Here is a 21,776-nt window from a genome sequence, read left to right on the forward strand (position 1 = left end):
CATTCGCCCAGGCCGTGCTCGCCCGCAGCGCCGAGGGCAAGGCGCTCGACTATGCGCCCCAGGCGCGCGTTCTGGACGGGGCTACGGCCGGCGCTGTCGGACGGGCAGCTGAGGCTGGACGTTTCGTCGGCTCGACCGGTCAAATCCTGGACATCCTGGCTCCCCAGGGCGTCGACGCCGCCCGTCTTCTGGTGATTGGCGTCGGGTGCACCGATTTTAACGATGCCGAAGCCGTCGAGATCGCGTCCGCCCGGGCCTGCCGCGCCATCGTCACCTCCGGCCTGTCCGAGCTCGTTCTGGACTTCGGCTGCACCCCGGAGACGGCCGCGCGGGCTGCGCTCGGCGCACGCCTGTCCGCCTATCGCTTTGATAACTACAAGACGCGACAAAAGCTGGACACCGCTCCGTCCCTCCTGAACCTTCGGATTCTGGTCGACGAGCCCGACGCGGCTCGTCAGTCCTATGAAGCTCTCGCCGCCCTGGCCGACGGCGTGGTTTTCAGCCGTGATCTGGTCTCGGAGCCTTCCAATATCCTCTATCCCAACGCCTTCGCCCAGCGGGTCAAGGCGCTCGAATCCTCGGGACTTGAGGTCGAAATTCTCGGCGAAGCCGAGATGAAGACGCTCGGCATGGACGCCCTTCTCGGCGTCGGCCAGGGCAGCACCCGTGAAAGCCGGCTCGCCGTCATTCAGTGGAAGGGCGCGGCCGATCCGGAAGCGGCCCCTGTCTGCTTTGTCGGCAAGGGCGTCTGTTTCGATACCGGCGGCATCTCCATCAAACCCTCAGCGGGAATGGACGAGATGAAGACCGACATGGCGGGGGCCGCCGCCGCGGCCGGGGCCATGCTCGCCCTGGCGGGTCGCAAGGCGAAGATCAATGTCGTAGCCGTCCTGGGTCTGGTCGAGAACATGCCCGACGGGCAGGCCCAACGCCCAGGCGATGTGGTGAAATCCATGAGCGGCCAAACCATTGAGGTCATAGATACGGACGCCGAAGGTCGCCTCGTTCTGGCCGACGCCCTCTGGTACGCCAAGGAGAGGTTCCAGCCTCGCGTCATGATCGACCTTGCCACCCTTACGGGGGGCGTCATCGTCGCTCTGGGCATGGATGTCGCCGGCCTGTTCAGCAACGACGACGACCTGGCCGACCGGTTGGCGCGGGCCGGGGAGGCGGAGCGTGAGCCGGTCTGGCGCCTCCCCCTGACCAAGTCCTATGAGAAGCTGATCGACAGTCAGATCGCCGACCTGAAAAATCTGGCCGGCCGCCCGGCCAGCGCCATTACGGCGGCGCTGTTCCTGCAGCGCTTCGTCGGCGACACGCCTTGGGCTCACATCGATCTCGCCGCCCCGGTCTGGCGCAAGGAATTCACGGACCCGACCGTTCCAGAGGGGGCGACGGGTTACGGCGTCCGCCTGCTCAATACCTTCATCTCAGGCTATGAGGCCGGTGACGCGCAGGGGCTGCAAAACTCATGACCCGGAGCACCAATACGGTTTTCTACGATCGCATCTCCGCCGAACTGGATGACATCGATGCGCAGGGCCTGACCAAGCCCGAGCGCGTCATCGCCTCGCGTCAGGGGCCGGTGATCTCGGTGAACGGCCGCGAGGTTCTGAACTTCTGCGCCAACAACTACCTCGGGCTGGCGGGCGACGAGCGCGTCACCCAGGCCGGCGTCAAAGCGATGCAAAAGTGGGGCGCCGGCACGGCCTCGGTCCGTTTCATCTGCGGCACGCTGGAAATCCACAAGGAACTGGAACGCGCGATCGCCGACTATCTCGGCTTTGAAGATGCGATCCTGTTCGCCGCCGCCTTTGACGCCAACGGCGGCATCTTCGAGCCCCTGTTTACCGAGGCCGACGCCATCGTCTCGGACAGCCTGAACCACGCCTCGATCATCGACGGCGTGCGCCTGTGCAAGGCCAAGCGCCATCGCTTCGCCACCTCGGACATGGCCGATCTGGAGGCCCAGCTGAAGCAGGCCCGGGCCGACGGCGCGCGCGAGATCATCATCGCCACCGACGGCGCCTTCTCGATGGACGGCTATGTCGCCAAGCTGAAGGACATCCGCGCCCTGGCCGACCAGTACGGCGCCCTGATCATGGTCGACGACTGCCACGCCACCGGCTTCATGGGCGACAAGGGCAAGGGCTCGTTTGCGCATTGCGGCGTCGAGGTCGACTTCGTCACCGGCACCTTCGGCAAGGCGCTGGGCGGCGCCATGGGCGGCTTCATCTGCGCCCGGCCGAGCGTGGTGGAACTGCTGAAGCAGCGGGCGCGGCCCTATCTGTTCTCCAACGCCCTGGCGCCCGCCGTCTGCGGCTCGTCGCTGGAGGCCATCCGCATCGCCGCGGGGGATGAGGGCGACAAGTTGCGCGCCCAGCTGTTCGCCAACGCGGCGCGGTTCCGTTCAGCCATGGCCGAGGCGGGCTTCGACCTGCTGCCGGGCGAGCATCCGATCATTCCGGTCATGCTGGGCGACGCCAAGCTGGCGCAGGACATGGCGGCGCGTCTGCTGGAGCTGGGCGTCTACGTCATCGGGTTCAGCTTCCCCGTGGTGCCGCGCGGCCAGGCCCGCATCCGCACCCAGATGTCTGCGGCCCACACCTTCGAACAGATCGACGCCGCCGTGGCGGCGTTCACGGCGGCTGGTAAAGAACCGGGAGTGATTTGATGGCGGACATGATGAAGACCCTGGCCAAGACGAAACCGGCCGAGGGGCTGGAGCTGATCGACGCCCCCATTCCCGTCGCGGGCGACGAGGACGTGCTGATCAAGGTGCACCGCACCGCCGTCTGCGGCACCGACATCCACATCTGGAACTGGGACGAGTGGTCCCAGAAGAACGTGCCCGTGCCGATGATCACCGGCCACGAGTTCGCCGGCGAGATCGTCGCCATCGGCAAGGACGTGGATCGCCGCCTCAAGGTCGGCCAGCGCGTCTCGGCCGAGGGGCACGTCATCGACCTGAACTCCGAAGCGGCCCGCGCCGGTCACTTCCACCTGGACCCCGACACGCGCGGCATCGGCGTGAACCGCCAGGGCGCCTTCGCCGAATATGTGGTGGCCCCGGCCTTCAACGTCATCGAGCTGCCGGACGACGTGCCCTATGAGATCGGCTCGATCCTGGACCCGTTCGGCAACGCCGTGCACACGGCGCAGCAGTTCGACCTCCTGGGCGAGGACGTGCTGGTCACGGGCGCCGGTCCCATCGGCATGATGGCCGCCGCCGTGGCGCGCCATGCGGGCGCCCGCACTGTGGTCCTGACCGATATCAACGACTTCCGCCTGGAACTTGCGCAGAAGGTCGCGCCGGGCGTGCGCACGGTGAACACCACCAAGGAAGATCTGCGCGACGTCATGCACGAACTGGGCCTGAAGGTCGGCTTCGATGTGGCGCTGGAGATGTCGGGTTCGCCCATCGCCTTCAAGCAGTGCGTCGACACCCTGATCATGGGCGGCGGCATGGCCCTGCTGGGCATTCCGTCCAAGCCGATGGAGACGGACTGGGGCGCGATCATCCTGAAGGCCCTGACCATCAAGGGCGTCTATGGGCGTGAGATGTTCACCACCTGGCGCAAGATGCTGGGCCTGCTGAAGGCCGGTCTGGACCTGACGCCGCTGATCACCCACCAGATGCCGTATCAGGACTTCTAGCAGGGCTTCGAGGCCATAAAGTCCGGTCAGTCGGGCAAGGTCGTCCTGAACTGGGCGGACTGACCCTTCTCCCGGCTATCGACGGCCTGGAACAAAAAGAACTGGCGAAAAGATCAAAATCGGCACGTCTTGAAAGGCCGAAATCGGATGATCCTCACGAAATGGCGCCGAGCTCCGGTCAAGCTTGGTGCCGATCACAGATCAGATGGATGACATGAGTTCAAACTGGCGTTTCTGGATTGATCGCGGCGGCACCTTCACCGACATCGTCGCGCGTGCGCCGGACGGGGCGCTGCAAACCGGCAAGCTGCTGTCGGTCAATCCCGAGCAATACGCCGACGCCGCCGTCGAGGGCATCCGACGCATCCTGAAGGCCGCGCCCGGTCCGCTACCCACAGGTCTGGTCGATGAGGTGCGGATGGGCACCACGGTCGCGACCAACGCCCTGCTGGAGCGCAAGGGCGAGCCGACCCTGCTGGCCATCACCGCCGGGTTTGGAGACGCCCTGAGGATCGGTTGGCAGGCGCGACCCGAACTGTTCGTGCGCCACATCGTCCTGAACGATCAGCTCTACGACCGCGTGGTCGAGATCGACGAACGCGTGACCGCCGACGGCGCGCTGGATCGTCCGCTGGACGAGGACAAGGCGCGGGCCGATTTCACCGCCGCCCATGCGGCGGGCTTCCGCGCCATCGCCATTGTCCTGGTCCACGGCTGGCGCTTCACCGCTCATGAGACGCGCCTGGCGCAGATCGCGCGCGAGGTCGGTTTCGAGCAGGTCTCGGTCAGCCATGAGGTCGGCGCCCTGATCAAGCTGATCGGGCGCGGCGACACCACCGTGGCCGACGCCTATCTGTCGCCCATCCTCAGGGCCTATGTCGATCGGGTCGGGACCGACCTGGGCGAGGCCACGCCGCTGCAGTTCATGCAGTCGTCGGGCGGGCTGACGGCGGCCGACGCCTTCCGGGGCAAGGACGCCATCCTATCGGGACCCGCAGGCGGCGTGGTGGCGATGGCCGAGACGGCTAGGGCCGCCGGGTTCGACCGCGCCATCGGCTTCGACATGGGCGGCACCTCGACCGACGTGTCTCATTTCGCCGGAGACTATGAGCGGACCTCCGACGCCGTGGTCGCGGGCGTCCGCCTGAGGGCGCCAATGTTGAGCATTCATACCGTGGCGGCGGGCGGCGGCTCCATCTGCCGGTTCGACGGGGGGCGCCTGAGGGTCGGCCCTGAGTCCGCCGGGGCCGTGCCGGGACCGGCCGCCTATCGTCGCGGCGGGCCGCTGACGGTGACGGACTGCAACGTCATGCTGGGCAAGCTCAGCCCCGACTTCTTCCCCGCCGTCTTCGGCCCTCACGCCGATCAGCCGCTGGACGTCGAAGCCGTGCGGACCCGGTTCGAGGCCATGGCCGCCGAAGTCACGACCGCCACGGGCCGGACCACGACGCCCGGCGAACTGGCCGAAGGCTTCGTCACCATCGCCGTGCAGAACATGGCCGAGGCGATCCGCTCCATCTCCATCCAGCGCGGCTATGACGTCACCAAATACGTGCTGAACTGTTTCGGCGGCGCGGGCGGACAGCACGCCTGCCTGGTGGCCGACGCCCTGGGCATGACCCAGGTCCTGCTGCACCCCTTCGCAGGCGTGCTGTCGGCCTATGGCATGGGCCTGGCCGAGGTCCGAGCCATCCGTCAGACCACCGTCGCCCTGCCCCTCGGCTCTGATGTCGACGCCGCCTTGACCGAACGGGTGAAGGAACTGACCGGCGCGGCGCGCGGCGACCTGACGGCCCAAGGCTTCGACGCCGCCGCCGTCTCGACCATCGCCCGCGCCGAGATCAAGTTCGCCGGATCAGACACCCCTCTGACCGTACCCTTCGGCCCTTCCGCCGACATGGCCGCCGCCTTCGAGGAGACGCACCGTCGCCGCTTCGGCTTCTTCGCCGAGGACAAGGCCCTGGTGGTCGAGACTCTGGAGGTCGAGGCCGTCGGCCGTTCGGATCAGGCGCCGGAGACGTCGCAGACGTTCGACAAGGCAGCGACAGCGCCCGAAGCCGTCGCCTCCCTAAGCGTTCGCATGGCAGGCGCGGAGCGCCAGACGCCCGTCTATCGCCGCGAGGCCCTGCGGCCCGGCGCCCACATCGACGGCCCGGCCATCCTTTTGGAAGAAACCGGCACCACCGTGGTCGAGCCCGGTTGGCGCGCTTCCGTCGATGCGGCGGCCAACCTGCTGCTGAAGCGGGTCGTCGCCCCGCCCGCTCGCACCGCCATCGGCACGGACGTCGATCCGATCATGCTGGAGGTGTTCAACAGCCGCTTCATGGCCTGCGCCGAGCAGATGGGCGAGGCCCTGCGCGCCACCGCCTATTCGGTAAATATCAAGGAGCGTCTGGACTTCTCCTGCGCCGTCTTCGACGCGGGCGGGTCGCTGATCGCCAACGCCCCGCATATCCCGGTGCACCTTGGGTCCATGGGCGAGAGCATCCGCACCGTCATCGCCTCGCGCGGCGATCATCGGGATGGCCGGGGCATGAAGGCCGGCGACGTCTACATGCTGAACGCCCCCTACAACGGCGGCACCCACCTGCCCGACATCACCGTCATCATGCCGGTGTTTCTGGACAATGACGCCGAGCCCGCCTTCTTCGTCGCGGCGCGCGGCCATCATGCCGACGTGGGCGGGATCACGCCCGGCTCCATGCCCGCCGATTCACGCACTGTGGACGACGAGGGCGTGCTGATCGACGACTTCCTTCTGGTCGACGCGGGCAAGCTTCGCGAAACGGAAACGCGCGCCCTGTTCGCCTCCGGTCCCTGGCCGTCGCGCAATGTCGATCAGAACCTGTCGGACCTGAAGGCCCAGGTCGCTGCATGCACGCGCGGCGCCCAGGAGCTGATCCGCATGACCGGCGAGTTCGGCCGTGACGTCGTCATCGCCTATATGGGCCACGTCCAGGACAACGCCGAGGAAGCCGTCCGCCGCGCCATCGCCGCCCTGAAACCCGGCGCCTTCACCTATGAGATGGACGACGGCGCCGTCATCCGCGTCCGCATCGACGTGAACGCCCAGACTCGCAGCGCGGTCGTCGACTTTACCGGGACCAACGACCAACTGCCGACCAACTTCAACGCCCCGCTGTCGATCGCGCGGGCGGCGACCCTCTATGTCTTCCGCACCCTGGTGGACGACGCCATTCCGCTGAACGAAGGCTGCCTGAAGCCGATCGAGCTGATCGTGCCGGAAGGCTCGATGCTGAACCCGCGCTATCCCGCCGCCGTGGTGGCGGGCAACGTCGAGACCAGCCAGGCCGTGGTCGATGCGCTGTACGGCGCGCTGGGCGTCCTGGCCTCCAGCCAGGGGACGATGAACAACTTCACCTTCGGCGACGAGGCGCGTCAGTATTATGAAACCATCGCCGGCGGCTCGGGCGCCGGGCCTGACTTCGACGGAACCGCCGCCGTCCAGACCCATATGACCAACAGCCGCCTGACCGACCCCGAGGTGCTGGAGACGCGTTTCCCCGTGCTGCTGGAGGAATTCTCCATCCGGCGCGGCTCGGGCGGCGCGGGCCTGCATTGCGGCGGCGACGGGGCCGTGCGGCGGATGCGTTTCCTTGAACCGATGACGGCGGCCATCCTGTCCAACCATCGCCGTGTGCCGCCCTTCGGCGCAAACGGCGGCGAACCCGGCGCGGCCGGGATCAATCGGGTCGAAAGGCCTGACGGTCGGGTCGAGCCGCTGGGCGCCACAGCCGAGGTCGCCATGGCGCCCGGCGACGTCTTCGTCATCGAGACGCCTGGCGGCGGCGGCTTCGGCTTCGGCGCGAAAGACGCTTCCTGATCCGACCGAACCGCGCAACCATTCGCTAGAAGTCCGTCTGGGGAGGGCGTGATCCGATGCTGGTTCTGCTGGGAATATTGATCGTGGTCGCGGGCTTTGTCGCGCGGATCAATCCGCTGGTCGTCATTCTGATCGCCGCCATAGCCACCGGGGTGCTGGCGGCGGTTAGACCTGGCGTCGACGCGCAGGGTCTGTTGACGGCAGGTATCGACACGATCTCGCGCTTTGGCCAGGCCTTCAACGACAACCGCTACTTCCACATCACCTGGCTGGTCCTGCCGGTGATCGGCCTGCTGGAGCGCGCCGGCCTTCAGGAACGGGCGCGCGATCTGGTCACTAGGGTCAAGGCGGCGACAGCCGGGCGGCTGATGCTGATCTACCTCCTCGTGCGTCAGGCGACCTCGGCCCTGGGCCTGACCTCGCTCGGCGGCCATCCACAGATGGTGCGGCCTCTGATCGCCCCCATGGCGGAAGGCGCGGCCGAGAGCACGCACGGCCCCCTGACCGACAAGGCGCGGTTCCGCATCCGCGGCATGGCGGCGGGCACCGACAATATCGGGCTCTTCTTTGGCGAGGACATCTTCATCGCCATCGGGTCCATCGTCCTGATCGTCGGCTTCCTGGAGCAGGCGGGCATCCGCGTAGAGGCCCTTCACGTCTCGCTGTGGGCCATTCCCACCGCCATCGTCGCCTTCATCGTTCACGGCGTGCGGCTGCTGATGTTCGACCGGCAGGTGAAGAAGGACATGACCGTTCCCGATGTCGCTGGAGACGCGGAGGCCGGTCAATGATCACGCTGGAGCACGCCTATGTCGCCACCGGCCTGATGTTCGCGGCCTTCTCCATCCTCAGTCTGCGCGATCCGCTAAACCCGACGCGGTTCCGCAGCGCCCTGTTCTGGGGCCTGATCGCCGTCTCCCTGCTCTTCGGCTCCTGGCTCGGCGGGTTCGGCAACGGCCTGCTGGTTATCGCCCTGGTCGTCATCGGCGCGACCGGCAAGCTGGGCGTCGGCAAGCCCGCCACCACCTCGCCTGAACAGCGTCTGGTCAGCGCCGCCCGCTGGAAGAACGCCCTGTTCGTGCCAGCCCTGATGGTGCCTCTGGTCGCCGTCGGCGGCACCCTGCTGGCCAAGCACACGCCCGCCGGCGCCTGGCTGATCTCGCCGGTGCAGACCACCCTGATCTCGCTGGGTCTGGGCTGCGTCGTCGCCCTGGTCGCCGCCATGGTCTGGTTCCGTCCGCCGGTCATGGCCCCGGTGCAAGAGGGGCGCCGCCTGATGGACTCCATCGGCTGGGCCGCCCTCTTGCCGCAGATGCTGGCCTCGCTGGGCGCCGTCTTTTTGGCCGCCGACGTGGGTCAGGTGGTGGGCGATCTGATCGCGCGGGTCATCCCCATGACCTCGGCCTTCCTGGCCGTCTTCGCCTATTGCGCGGGGATGGCCCTGTTCACCATCATCATGGGCAACGCCTTCGCCGCCTTCCCGGTGATGACCGCCGCCATCGGCCTGCCCATCGTGGTGCATCAGTTCGGCGGCGATCCGGCCATCGTCTGCGCCATCGGCATGCTGGCGGGGTTCTGCGGCACGCTGATGACGCCCATGGCCGCCAACTTCAACGTGGTGCCCGCCAACCTGCTGGAACTGCCCGACCGCAACTCGCCTTTGAACGGCGTCATCCGTGCGCAAATTCCTACAGCGGCCATCATGCTCGTAGCCAATATGCTGCTGATGTATTTCCTCGCCTTCCGGTTCTGACATGATGACAAACGCCCCGGTCACCGACCCCGCACTCACCCCTGACCTGGCCTCTCGCTTCGCCGCCACGGCGCTCGGCCATGTGACGCGAGAATACCCCAACATCATCATGCACGTCCTGACCGGACCGCAGGACGCCCGCACCCCGCGCGACATGCACCCCATCTTCTTCGGCAGCTTCGACTGGCACTCCTGCGTCCACGGCTGGTGGACCCTGTTCACCCTCTATCGCCTGCACCCCGAGATGGCCGAGGCGGCGCAGATCCGCGCCCTGGCCGACGACCTGTTCACGGTAGAGAAGGTCGCGGGCGAGGCCGCCTATCTGGCGCGTCCCGAAAGCCGGGGGTTCGAGCGCCCCTATGGCTGGGCCTGGCTGCTGATGCTGACGGCGGAACTGGAACGGCACGACACGGATGAAGGCCGCCGCTGGGCCGAAACCCTCCGGCCCCTGGCTGAGGTCTTCGCCGAACGGTTCAAAGCCTTCCTGCCTCTGGCCGACTATCCCGTGCGGGTAGGAACCCACTCCAGCACCGCCTTCGCCCTGCGCCTGACGCTCGACTACGCCGATGCGCACGACCCGGCTCTGGCCAACCAATGCCGGAACGCCGCGCGTCGATGGTACGCCGAGGACCGCGACTGCCAGGCCTGGGAGCCGTCCCAAGACGAGTTCCTGTCGCCGGCGTTGATGGAAGCCGTACTGATGCGACGCGTCCTGCCCGCCACCGAATTCCGCGCATGGTTCGACGCCTTTTTGCCGCACCTGAATCACGGCCGCCCCGCCGCCCTGCTGTCGCCAGCCCGCGTCAGCGACCGCACCGACGGCAAGATCGCCCATCTGGACGGCCTGAACCTGAGCCGCGGCTGGTGCTGGCGCGAGATTATCGCCTCCTTGCCTGCCCATGACCCCCGCCACGCGATCGGCCAACGGGCGGCGGCTATCCATCTCGAAGCCGCCCTGCCCCACGTGACCGGCGACTACATGGGCGAACATTGGCTGGCCAGCTTCGCCCTTCTGGCCCTCCTGAGCGCTGCCTGATCCGAAATAAGGGCGGTCGAGCAACGACCGGCGCCGCTTCAAGCCTAGGGACCGCGTCCAAGATCTTCTCGCTGCCCGAGACAGGAGGGGGAGCAGGCAGGATCCGCCTTTCGACGTCGCTACCTCCCCAACAGGCCCTTTGCGACCGCGCCGGCGACTGTATCTCTCAGCGACTTCTGGCAGGATAGGTTCGGCCTGTCCCGAGAAAGGCGCCTGATCGGCCGCGACGCCCCCGGAAAAGCGTCTTGTCGCTCCACCTCGCGTTCGCGCGAGGGCGCCTCTCAAGGCAGGCCGCTATTTTGATGGCGGCTTGCCACATTCCTCGGTCTAGGTCGTTATGGAGAAATGACTCAGCCCAAAGACTCGGACCATGACGATGAGCCGCCGTTCGAGCCGTCGGACGAACTCAACTACGAAGCCTATGTCTGGCTTGTCCGAATGACGAGCGGCGAGGTTTCCGAAGAGGATATGGTGAAGTTTCTCAGGTGGCGCGACGCGTCGGACGAGAATCTCATCGCCATCTCCAAGGCGACAATCCTTTGGAACGCCCTGGGCGACCTCAAGCCGAGAGAGTCGACCTCGGACGATCTCGACGATTCGGATCAGACCCCCGTATCGCCCGGGCCCAATCTCACACTCCAATAGACCTGAGTCACGCGCAGGAACTCGCGACCCCGGCCCTGACGGCCCGGCTCGCGAGGGCCTCATCATCCGCCCGCCCGCTCGTCCATCAGCCTACGGGTCAGATAGGTGTATTCCAGCGCGATGCGGCGGGCCGTCTCGCGCAGGTTGGCGCCGGCCGCGTGGCCGCCGTCGACGTTTTCATAGAAGAGCACCGGATAGCCGAGCTCCTCCATCCGCGCCGCCGCCTTGCGGGCGTGGCCGGGGTGGACGCGGTCGTCCTTGGTCGAGGTGTGGATGAAGACTTCCGGATAGGGCTGGCCCGCCGCCAGCTTCTGGTAGGGCGAATACTGCTCGATCCAGGCCCGCTGTTCGGGGATGTCCGGATTGCCGTATTCGCCGATCCACGAGGCGCCGGCTAGCAGCTTGTGGAAGCGCAGCATGTCGAACAGGGGCACCTGGATGACCGCCGCATTGATCAGGTCCGGGCGCTGGGTCAGCATGGCGCCCATGAAGAGGCCGCCCTGCGAGCCGCCCATGATCCCGAGGTGCGGCTGAGAGGTGACGCCGCGCGTGATCAAGTCTTGGGCTACAGCCTGGAAGTCCTCGTGCGCGCGCTGGCGGTTCTCCTGCTGGGCCGCCTGGTGCCACTTCGGGCCGAACTCGCCGCCGCCGCGGGTGTTGGCGATCACATAGACGCCGCCGCGCTCCAGCCACAGCTTGCCGACCGTCGGCGAATAGCCGGGCAGCAACGACGACTGGAAGCCGCCGTAGCCGTACAGTAGCGTCGGGTTCGATCCGTCCATCGCCATGGCGTCCTTGTGGACGACGAAATAGGGGATCATCGTCCCGTCAGCGCTGCGCGCCTCGAACTGATCGACGCGCATGCCGCTGGCGTCGAACTTGTCCGGCAGGGCCTTGGTCAGGGCGACCGCGCCGGTCGCCGCATCGGCCAGATAAAGGCTGGATGGGTTCAGATAGCCGGTGACGCTGACGAAGATCTTGTCGTCGCGCTCCGACGCCGAACCGACGCCGACCGAGACGTTCTGCGGCAGGTCCAGGCGCGTGCGGCTCCAGTCGGCCGGGTCATAGACGTAGACCGAACCGCGCACGTTCTCGTACAGGGCGACGACCAGCTTGTTGCGGGTGGCGTTGACGCCCTCGATCGCCTCGCGCTCGCCGGGACGGATCACCAGTTGCGCCGGGGTCTTGGGATCGGCCAGCCAGGCCTGCAGGTTCCAGGCGATCACATCGCCGGTCTTGAAGTCCTGGCCCGACGGCGCGGTCCAGTCCTGGTCCGTCGTCACCACCAGCTGGCCGGCGACCAGGGCGTTGATGTTGGACTTGAGCGGCAGTTCCAGCCTGGTCGTCGAGCCGTCGGCGTTCAGGCGCCAGGTCTCGCTCTCATAGAAGTTGATCCCCCGGTTCAGCAGCACCGCCTGCACCACGCCGTCGGCGTCGCGCAGGGTGTAGCCCGAAACCGAGACGTCGGTCTGCTGACCGGCGAAGACCTCGACCGCCTGATCGACGCTCTGGCCGCGCTTCATCAGACGCACCGTGCGCGGATAGCCCGAGTCCGTTAGCGAGCCCTCGCCGAAGTCGCGCGAGATCAGCAGGGTGTCCTTGTCGATCCAGCTGGCGCCGCCCTTGGATTCCGGCAGGCTGACGCCGCCCTCCACAAAGGTTTTCGTGACGCTGTCGAACTCGCGGACCGTCACCGCGTCCTTGCCGCCGTTCGACAGGGAGATCAGGCAGTAACGCTCGTCCGGCGGCAGGCAGGACGCGCCTTTATAGACCCAGTTGGCGCCTTCGGCCGCCGACAGGGCGTCGATGTCCAGGATCGTCTCCCACTGCGGCGCGTCGGTGCGGTAGGAGTCCAGCGTCGTGCGGCGCCAGATGCCGCGCACATGCTCGGCGTCCTGCCAGAAGTTGTCGACGTGGCCGTCATGGGTGAAGCCGGGCGAGGGGATGCGGTCGCGCGACTGCACCAGGTCCAGCGCCTGCTGGTGCAGGCCCTCATAGCGCGGATCGCCCTGCAGCACGCCCAGAGAGGTCTCGTTGTGCGCCTTGACCCACGCCATGGCGCGGTCGCCCTCGACCTCCTCCAGCCAGATATAGGGGTCGGTCGCGTCGCTGGCGGCGAAGCCCGTCTCCGGCTTATTACCGCCTCCCATGGCTTTGATCGGGTCCTCTTGGGTCATCACGGGAAGTCCAGAAATAGAGTAGAACAGAGGTGTTGCGAGCGTGGACGCTCGCCGTCATCGAAAAAACAGGGAAGCCCTGGGCTTCCCCCGAGAGGGTCGTCAAACTGCCCGACCACCAAGTGCGTCAGGCCCCTTCCGTGCCCGTTCGACTGGGCTTGCGGACAGAAAAGGACCTGGCGATCAGGCGCCCACGGGGTCGACAAGGTTGTCCGGCTGTTCAGCCATGTTTCGCGCGATGCTGAACGGCGCCCCGTCCTCATCCGCACGGCGGTCATCAACGGCCTGCCCGGCTATATCAGCTACGATCCGGACGGCCGTCTCCAGACGACCGCCCTGGAGGTCGAGAATGGGCGCATCCGCGCGATCTACATCGTCCGCAATCCGGATAAACTGACGCACGTCACGGCTGGCTAGCCCAGGGTGGCGCCGGACCGCGCCAGGAGCAGGGCTTGGCCAGAGCTTCAAGTGCTCCCCCCAGTCTGGCGCACGCTTCCGTCCGCATGACCGAGATTTAACTGGCCGCGCGCCGGATCAGCTGACTACCAATCCTGAACACTGATCTTGGTCAGTCATGTTCCTTCCTATCTCGCCGCCCTCTCGCTGACGCAGCAGGCTTCCGAAATTTTCGACGCCGAGGCGCGCATCAATGACGCGATCGCTGTCGTTCGCCCCGTCGCCTATCGCAGCCGGCAGGTCGACTGGGACGCCGTGGCCGAGGACATGAGCCGTCGCGTCGAAGGGGCCCGCGACGACATCGACATGCTTCCGGCCTGGGCGGCCCTGGCGCAGGGACTGGGCGACGGCCATTCCTTCGTCCAACCCACTCCCGAAGCCATCGCCGCCTGGCGCGAGCGATATCGCGACCGCCCGCTCTTGCCTGATGCGCCGCCTCGACCTCGTCCCAAATCCCAGTTCACGAAGCGAACGGATATCGAGGCCCACACGCTTGCTGTTGGCCCCAATCACGACGCGGCGCTGATCACCGTGCCGTCTGTCTCCGGTTTCGGCGACAAGGCTATCGCCAACGCCTCCCGCCTGTTCGGCGCCGTCGCCGACGCCAGCCCGCGCACCTGCGGCTATGTCCTGGACCTGAGAGGCAATACGCGCGGCAATATCTGGCCGATGCTCATCGATGACCGCGCGTTCGGCCACCACGTCCGGACGCGCCTGAGCGCCTTCATCGCTCGGCAGTTCTTCGGCGTGCAGCAGGGGATCGAAGCCCTGGCGGTAGAGATCGCGCACGACCACCTCGCCGCCTTCATTCTGCGCCGCGGCGGCGTAGGCCCCCGCCATGGCCATGGTGAAGCTGCGGGCCCTGGGGTGGCATACGATCAGAACCTGCTTCATCGGAGCCTCCTTTTCAGCCGCCGGGGACGAGAGTCGTCGCCGGTGCGCGAGGGCCGTCAAGATGGGACGGCGCCTCCAGGGCGTCGCGCAATCGCGCCAACAGGGCTTCACGAGCCTCGTCGTCAGGCGCGCCTTGCAGGGCCTCATTGATGTCGCCGAGCAGCGCGGCGCGCCCGTTGCGCCAGTCAGGCCGGCTCGCCGCCCCAGGCCTCAACCGCCCAACGGCCCCCAGAGGCTGCGCCTCTGTCGCCGTGAGGGCGAACGCCGAATCCAGCATCGGCGTGACGATGGCTTCGGCCTCCAAGCCCGCCCGCATGAGACGGGACGCCAGGCCGGAACGCGCGTCAGGCTCGCCGTGGGTCAGGAAGACCTTTCCCGTCACCGGCATGCGGCCCTTGAGCCACTGCACCAGGCCGTCGGCGTCGGCATGAGCCGAGTAGGCGTCTATTTCGCGTATGCGCGCATTGACCCGTACGTCATCCCCCTGGATGCGGACCAGTCGGCGCCCTTCCAACAACACCCGCCCCAAGGTTCCCACGGCTTGAAAACCGGTGATCAGGACCGTCGTTTCACGGCGCCAGAGCAATCGCTTCAGATGCCGTCTGATGCGGCCCGCGTCGCACATGCCGCTGCCCGCCAGGATGATGTGCCAGTCGCGCAACCGCTCCAGCCCATCGCTTTCCTGAGGCCGCATCAGATAGTGAAGGCGCGTCGCGCCGCGAAGCTCCAGGTAGGGGTTCTCCTCCGCCTCGGCATTCCATCCGCGCCTCAGAAAGACATCGGTCGCTTCGATCGCCAGCGGCGAGTCGAGGAAGATCTCGGTCGCCAGCTCCGGCTCATCGCGCATCACCGCCAGAAGATCCAAGATCAGTTCCTGGGCCCGGCCGACGGCGAAACTCGGCATCAGCAACGGCCCCCCAGCCGCCTTGGCGTCGTGCATCTCCTTGGCCAGCAGAGCCCGACGCCTTTCGGGCGTGACGGCCTCGCGAACGCGGTCGCCATAGGTGGATTCCAGGATCACATGATCGACCCCGACTGGGCCGTCAGGCGTGGGCAGCAAGGGCTGATGGCCGGATCCCAGATCGCCCGAGAACAACAGCCGCACCGGCCCTTTGTCCTCATGGAGCACAACCTCAATGGAGGCGGCGCCCAGCAGGTGCCCGGCAGGCCACCACCGAGCCTGGATTCCCGGTAGCGGGTCGATCATTTCGCCGAACTTGACGGTCTGAAACAGTCGCAACGTCGGCGCGACGTCCGCCGTCGTATAGATGGGCTCTACCCCGCGGATGCCCCGCCTCTGGTTGCGGCGGTTCAGATGGGCGACGTCGCCTTCCTGGATCTCGGCCGCGTCGGCCAGCATGACCTCGCAAAGATCGCGCGTGGCCCGTGTGGCGTAGATAGGCCCCCGATAGCCTGCCCTGACCAGCTTGGGCAGCAGGCCGGAGTGATCGATATGCGCATGGGTCAGCAGGACGGCGTCGATCGAATCCGCCTCAAACGGCAAGGGCTCGTAGTTCAGCGCCTTGAGCGACTTGGAGCCCTGGAACATCCCGCAATCCACCAGGAAGCGCGCGCCGCCACTCTCCACCAGCATGCACGACCCCGTGACGCATTCCGCCGCGCCGTGAAAGGCGAGGTTGACGCTCATGACGCTCGCTCCCTGTCTTCGTCAGTCGTCGGGACGCCGCCGCCAGAATATGAAGCGGTAAACCTAGTGTGGCGTCTCGACCCTTCAGAGTCCATCTCACCGCCAAGACGCTCGTTTCACTGACCGATGTCTAGGAAGAAAAACTGAATTCCACATCACCCTTCCACCGAAACGGAAAGCGGTTTTGACTACCGTCAATTCTTGCACGGTGCGCCGTCAATCAAACGGACTAACGACGTCTACGGCCCATGCAGGCGTTTACGATAGGCAGGCTGCGAGGGTCAGCGTTGCGTCAACGCGCGCGCCAGGGATCCGATCGTGGGGTGGAACAGCCCGTTCCACTCATAGCCCTCGTGCAAGCGCTTGATGACGAAGTCCGCCTGCGGCGCGCTTTCAGCCAGGCGATAGCCCAGCCGTTCAAGCGCCCTGCCCAGCCAGAGTCCCGCAGGGCCAGCCGCGTCGATAAAGGCCACGCCTCGCGGCGAGGCGCGGGTTTCAAAGCGCCCGCTCGATAGGGAAAAGACCAGGTTCGACTGGTCGAAGGCCTCGCCGATGGCGCCGGACAGGGCCACGTCCTCAGGCGCGCCGTCGATGAAGCGGCCCTCGCCGGGCAGCAGCCAGATGCGGTCGGCGGCGTTGAGCGACAGCTCCAGATCATGGCTGGAAAGAATGATCGAGACGCCCGTTTCATGGGCGACCTTTCGCAGGGTCGATGTGATCGTCACCCGGCTCGGCAGGTCCAGGAAGGCGGTGATCTCGTCCAGCAACATCACCTGCGGTTGTTGAGCCAGGGCCCGCGCGATCATGACCCGCTGCCGTTCGCCGTCGGACAGGCTGTCGACGAAACGATCACGCAGGTGTTCGCCCTCGACCTGCGCCAAGGCCTCGGCGGCGATCGCCCGGTCATCGGCGGACAGGGCGCCGGTCCAGCCGGTGTACGGCTGCCGCCCCATCTCGACCAGCTCCCACACGCGCAGCGCGCCGACCTGCGGTCGATCGGTCAGCACGACCGCGACCTTGCGCGCCCGTTCGGCGGCGGGCCATTCCCGCACGGGCCGACCGTCGAGCCGCGCCTCGCCCGCCACCGGCCGGATGAAGCCGGCGAAGGTCCGCAGCAGCGTGGACTTGCCTTGGCCGTTTCGTCCCAGCAGGCAGATGAACTCGCCCCGCTCCACCGTGACCTGCGAGAGGGTGGACAGAACCCGGCGGCCGTATCCGATCTGAAGATTGTCGATCGCGAACATTCAGCTCTCGCCTCCCCTCAGGCTGCGGGCGCGCAACAGCAGCAGGATCACCAAAGGCGCGCCAATCAGGGCGAGAATGGCGTTCAGATGCAGAAAATGCTGCTCCCACGGCAGATGAACGACCAGGTCGGCGCTCAAGGTCAAAGCGGCCCCGATCAAGGCCGTCGCCGGAATCAGGACGCCGATCCTGGCGGTCCCCGCCAGGCCGCGCGCCAGATGCGGCACGATCAAACCGACGAACGCCACCGGGCCGCAGAAGGCCGTCACCGGGGCGGCGAGAAGAATGGTCGCGCCCAGTACGAGACGCCTGAACCGGGGCACGTTCACGCCCAGGCTTTCTGCATAGATGTCGCCCAGCAGAAGCGCCGTCAACGGCTTGGCCAGAATGACGCAGCCGACCAGGCCCAACCCCAGCAGCGGCGCCAGGGCGACGAAGTCGCTCCACGTCACATTGGCGAAGGTGGCGTCGTTCCAGGCCGCGAAGATTCGGCCCTGGCTGCGGTTGGTGAAATGCAGCAGCACGCTGATCAGGCCCTGGGCGAGAAACCCCAGCATCAGCCCCAGAACCAGCAAGGTCACCGCGCCGACACGACGCGCCATCGCGCTCATGGCGAGCGCCACGGCGAGCATGCCCAAGGCGGAACCGGCCACGACGCCCAGGCCCGCGAACCCCGTCAGGACCATCAGGAATCCCGGCCCGACGACCGCTCCGGCGACGATGACCAGGGCGGCGCCCAGCTGGCCGCCCGCCATGAGGCCCAGCGACCAGGCGTCAGCCAGCGGATTTTGGAACAGGGTCTGCATCATCAGGCCGGCCAGCCCCAGGGCGGCGCCGCCGAGGATCGCCGCCAGGACGCGCGGCAGGCGCAGATCGACGACGATGCGGCTTTCCATCGACCCGGACCCGATGGACCCCAGCCCCATCAACACCTCGCCGGGGCTCAGCATGACCTGACCGATCATCAGGCTGGCGACGGCGACCGCCGCAAGAACGCCGGCGGCCGCCAGACTCACGGCGATCGGACGAAAGGCGGCGCTCATTTGTAAGTCCCCTGGGCGACGGGTTTCAGGAAGCGGAAAGGCTCGCTGACCAGATCGGGATGAAGCGCCTTGACGAAGTCGGCCAGCACCCAGTCCGGCCGCACGAAGGCGGTCTGATACCAGTCATAGGCGTTGGCGGCGGGATTGCTGCGGCCCGTATTGGCGAACAGGCGGCCGGTGCGGAACGCCGGAGACCCGCGCTCCACGCCCGCGCCGCGCGGCGGGGCGGCGTGCAGATCGCCCACGATCCACACCTGGGCCTGATCGACGACCGGCAGCATCTGCTCGGTCGCCAAGGTTTCGGACGACCATTTGCGCGCATCCTCCGGTCGGAGCAGCAGATTCCGACCGCCGGCGTCCGCAAGATAGGCCTGTTCGGCGCCCCGCACGGTGACCACCCATCGATCGCCGCCCGCCGGATAGGCCCACACCATCGGCACAGGCGGCCGTTGCGACGCCGCGCCCTTCAACCCCGTCACCCGCGCCTCGATCTGTTCGAAGAGGCGATCCGCCTCCGCCTCACGTCCGGTCAGAAGACCGTGCAGCCGAATCCATTCGGCCCGCCCGAGATAGGTCGGCTCGTCCTCGGCGAAGGTCGGCGCCACGGTCAATCCGAGGCGACGCGCCCGGTCCAGAACCGGCGTATGGGCCAGGTCCGACAGCCGCATCAGGAAGACATCGGGCCGAACCGCCAGCAGGACATCCAGATTGGGCGGCGCGTGCCAGTTGTAGCCGATCTGTCCGATCCGCCCCTCCATGACGCCGCGCCGGACGTCGTCGTCATAGGATACGCGCCCGCCGACCGCCGCCAATCGCTCCTTGACCCCCAGCTGCCCCAGGAAGGCCTCATCCGAACTCGCATTGGCGCCGATCCGCGTGACGGGCGTGCGGATCACCGTGGCGTCCTGCAATCTCCCGACCAGGATCGGGGCCGGTCCGTCCTTCGGCGCCAGCACCAGCACGGCCGCCTGTTCCTGCGCCTGTCCTCCGCTCTGATCCGCAACCGGCGCGCGCAGCCGGGCCACGACGAACCCTTCATGGCGTTCGAGCCGCAGATAACGGGCGTGGCGCAGAGGGATGGGAACGCCGCCGCCTTCATCGACAGAGGCCGTCTGACGCGCGTCGTCGCCACACCCAGCCAGCGCCGAGGCGGCGCTCGCCAACAAGAAGGACCGTCTCTGCATCGCTTCCCCTCTGCGGCCGCCTGCAACGCCCGGCGCCCGCCGTGACTGCAGATCGCATTTATGGGGTGACTATATGCAACGTTATATCATAACAACCCCAAATCATTTCATCGGGGATCTCATGAAAACGCTGCTCACAACCGTCGGCCTCGCCGCGCTTCTCGCCAGTCCGGCGATCGCCCAGGACGCCCCCATCGTCACAGGGGTCGACGATGTGACCGAGGTGGAAGCCATCACCGTCTTCGGCCGCGCGCTGGGCCGCATTCCCGGCGAGACGGCGACCAAGTCGGGCGCCCCGACGCTGGAAACGCCGTACACGGTCAACATCGTGTCGCGAGAACTGCTGGATCTGCGCAATGTGTCGAACATCGGCGAGGCGGCCGAGACGATCAGCGGCGTTCAGCGCACCATCGGCTTCTCGGGCAATCAGCGCTTCCGCATTCGCGGCTTCCAGAACATCTCCACCCTGCGCGACGGTTTCCGCCAATCGGTGAGCCAGCCGGAAATCGACCTGCAGGGCGTGGAAAGCATCGAGGTTCTGAAGGGCCCCGCCTCGGCCCTCTACGGCCGGTTCGAGCCCGGCGGCGTGATCAATTTCGTGTCCAAACGCCCCTATTCCGAGGCCGGCGGCGAAGCCTTCGTCGTCGCGGGATCGAACGACTACTGGCGCGGCGGACTGGACCTGAACACGCCGCTGACCGCTGACGGCGCGGTCCTGGCCCGGCTCAACATCGGCTATGAGAACGCCGGGAGCTTCCGCGAACTTGTCGACAACGAACAACTCTACATCTCGCCCGTGGTCGAATGGCGCCCCGACGCCGACACCAGCCTGCTGGCGCGGCTGGAATATCTGCAACGCGACGCCGCCTTTGACCGCGGCTTCGGCAACAACGCCGCCTTTCTGAAACAGCCTGTGCGCCGCAACTACGGCGAGGACTTCATGCGGATCGAGAAGGAGCAATGGGTCGCCGGTCTGGAGTTCAACCGCCGCCTCAACCCGGATTGGCGCCTGCGCCTGGGCGGCTTCATCTCCGCCGTCGACGTGCCCGAGGAACAGTTCTTCAACTACGGCTTTCCGGCCCTGTCCGGCACGACGGTCAACCGCAACTTCGTCAGCTATGACGAAACCCAGGACGACCTGACCCTTCAGGCGGAACTATACGGCCGGGTCGTGACCGGGCCCCTGACCCATAGGCTGCTGATCGGGATCGACCACAGCCGCGACCAGCTCTCCTACCTCGACGGCCAGATCGCCTTCGGCCGTCCGATCGACCTGTTGAACCCGGTCCGCACCGGACGTCCGACGACCTATCTGCCCGTGGGCGACAGTCACTACGACTACACCTCCACAGGCCTCTATGTTCAGGACGAAATCGCATGGAGCCGGTGGCGGCTGCTGCTGGGCGGTCGGCTCGAAGAGGTCGAGACCTACGCCTTCGCCGCAGACTTCATCGAGCCCGGCGTGCGCCGCACGGACCGCCCCTTCTCGCCCCGCGCGGGCCTGACCTATCTGGCGACGCCCGACTGGTCGATCTACGCCAGCTGGGCGCGCTCATCGCGCAATGAGGGCGACGCCGGCCTGTTGGAGAGCGGCCTGACGCCCAAGCCCACGCGCGGCGAGCAATTCGAGATCGGGACCAAGGCCCTGGCGTTCGACGGCCGCGCCGAACTGACGCTGTCCGCCTTTGAGATCACCAAGACGGATGCGGTCGTGGCCGACCCGATCGACTTCAACCTGGTGATCCAGGCCGGCGAAATCCGGGTGCGAGGCCTGGAAGCCGAGGTCTCGGCCCGGCCGCTGGATCCATGGACGATCATCGCCTCCTACGCCTACAGCGACAGCGAGATATCCAGGGACACCAACGCCTTCATCGTCGGCAATCGCCTGGCGGGCGTGTCGGATCACCAGGCCGCCCTGTGGACTTCCTGGGCTTTCGGCGGCGACCTGGACGGCCTGACCATCGGCGGCGGCCTGTTCCACGCCTCAAGCCAGGCGGCGACGACCGGCAATAACCTGGACCTGCCCGGATACACGCGACTGGACCTGAACGCGGCCTATCGGTTCGGAGCGGGCTATGAAGTGCGCCTGAACGTCGACAACGCCACTGACGAGACCATCTACATCACCGGCGGCTTCTCCCAGATCCACCCCCAGGCGCCGCGCACGGCGCGTCTGACCCTCAGCAAGCGGTGGTGA

The 21,776-nt window shown here is 66.9% G+C and carries 15 protein-coding genes; 9 read left to right on the forward strand and 6 right to left on the reverse strand.

From position 1 onward, the window contains the following. Positions 1-14: 14 nt before the first annotated feature. From FGL25_RS12810 to FGL25_RS12845, 8 genes are all read left to right on the forward strand, one after another. Positions 15-1,475: a leucyl aminopeptidase gene (locus tag FGL25_RS12810; protein WP_252970179.1), complete on the forward strand. Its 1,461-nt coding sequence runs from the start codon at positions 15-17 to the stop codon at positions 1,473-1,475. Then, a complete protein-coding gene (locus FGL25_RS12815; RefSeq protein ID WP_138141903.1) occupies positions 1,472-2,674 on the forward strand; it encodes a glycine C-acetyltransferase in 1,203 nt (400 codons plus the stop codon). The genes FGL25_RS12810 and FGL25_RS12815 overlap by 4 nt, the downstream gene beginning before the upstream one ends. Further along, positions 2,674-3,657, forward strand: a complete 984-nt coding sequence (gene tdh / locus FGL25_RS12820) for an L-threonine 3-dehydrogenase (RefSeq protein WP_138141904.1) — start codon at positions 2,674-2,676, stop codon at positions 3,655-3,657. Before FGL25_RS12815 ends, tdh begins: the two co-directional genes overlap by 1 nt. 214 nt (positions 3,658-3,871) lie before the next feature. Then, positions 3,872-7,501 carry a hydantoinase B/oxoprolinase family protein gene (locus FGL25_RS12825; RefSeq protein WP_167493349.1) on the forward strand — a complete coding sequence of 1,210 codons (3,630 nt, stop codon included), beginning with the start codon at positions 3,872-3,874 and terminating at the stop codon, positions 7,499-7,501. Positions 7,502-7,557: 56 nt separating this feature from the next. Then, entirely contained in the window at positions 7,558-8,292 is a 735-nt protein-coding gene (locus FGL25_RS12830; protein WP_088411138.1) for a DUF969 domain-containing protein, read from the forward strand. Then, the gene (locus FGL25_RS12835; protein ID WP_138141906.1) at positions 8,289-9,254 is read left to right on the forward strand and encodes a DUF979 domain-containing protein; all 966 of its coding nucleotides are present in this window, start codon (positions 8,289-8,291) and stop codon (positions 9,252-9,254) included. The genes FGL25_RS12830 and FGL25_RS12835 overlap by 4 nt, the downstream gene beginning before the upstream one ends. 1 nt (position 9,255) lies before the next feature. After that, the gene (locus FGL25_RS12840) at positions 9,256-10,290 is read left to right on the forward strand and encodes a DUF2891 domain-containing protein (RefSeq protein WP_232463913.1); all 1,035 of its coding nucleotides are present in this window, start codon (positions 9,256-9,258) and stop codon (positions 10,288-10,290) included. Positions 10,291-10,635: 345 nt separating this feature from the next. Further along, a complete protein-coding gene (locus FGL25_RS12845) occupies positions 10,636-10,935 on the forward strand; it encodes a FecR/PupR family sigma factor regulator (RefSeq protein WP_088411136.1) in 300 nt (99 codons plus the stop codon). Between the two features lie 62 nt (positions 10,936-10,997). On the opposite strand, the gene FGL25_RS12850 is transcribed toward FGL25_RS12845, so the two are convergent. From FGL25_RS12850 to FGL25_RS12880, 6 genes are all read right to left on the reverse strand, one after another. After that, positions 10,998-13,112, reverse strand: a complete 2,115-nt coding sequence (locus FGL25_RS12850; protein ID WP_252970180.1) for a prolyl oligopeptidase family serine peptidase — start codon at positions 13,110-13,112, stop codon at positions 10,998-11,000. 534 nt (positions 13,113-13,646) lie between these two features. Beyond that, complete coding sequence (locus FGL25_RS12860) at positions 13,647-14,462, reverse strand: NAD(P)H-dependent oxidoreductase (RefSeq protein ID WP_167493350.1); 816 nt, start codon at positions 14,460-14,462, stop codon at positions 13,647-13,649. A 13-nt stretch (positions 14,463-14,475) separates the two neighbouring features. Continuing rightward, the gene (locus tag FGL25_RS12865; protein WP_076223414.1) at positions 14,476-16,110 is read right to left on the reverse strand and encodes an MBL fold metallo-hydrolase; all 1,635 of its coding nucleotides are present in this window, start codon (positions 16,108-16,110) and stop codon (positions 14,476-14,478) included. Positions 16,111-16,391: 281 nt separating this feature from the next. Continuing rightward, positions 16,392-17,354 carry an ABC transporter ATP-binding protein gene (locus tag FGL25_RS12870; protein ID WP_088411132.1) on the reverse strand — a complete coding sequence of 321 codons (963 nt, stop codon included), beginning with the start codon at positions 17,352-17,354 and terminating at the stop codon, positions 16,392-16,394. Then, a complete protein-coding gene (locus FGL25_RS12875; protein WP_088411131.1) occupies positions 17,355-18,395 on the reverse strand; it encodes a FecCD family ABC transporter permease in 1,041 nt (346 codons plus the stop codon). It abuts the gene before it with no gap. Then, positions 18,392-19,561: an ABC transporter substrate-binding protein gene (locus FGL25_RS12880; RefSeq protein WP_167493351.1), complete on the reverse strand. Its 1,170-nt coding sequence runs from the start codon at positions 19,559-19,561 to the stop codon at positions 18,392-18,394. Before FGL25_RS12880 ends, FGL25_RS12875 begins: the two co-directional genes overlap by 4 nt. A 139-nt stretch (positions 19,562-19,700) precedes the next feature. On the opposite strand from FGL25_RS12880, the gene FGL25_RS12885 reads away from it, so the two are divergent. After that, complete coding sequence (locus FGL25_RS12885; protein ID WP_167493352.1) at positions 19,701-21,776, forward strand: TonB-dependent siderophore receptor; 2,076 nt, start codon at positions 19,701-19,703, stop codon at positions 21,774-21,776.

This window comes from Brevundimonas vancanneytii, from assembly GCF_901421975.1.
Classification (GTDB): domain Bacteria; phylum Pseudomonadota; class Alphaproteobacteria; order Caulobacterales; family Caulobacteraceae; genus Brevundimonas; species Brevundimonas diminuta.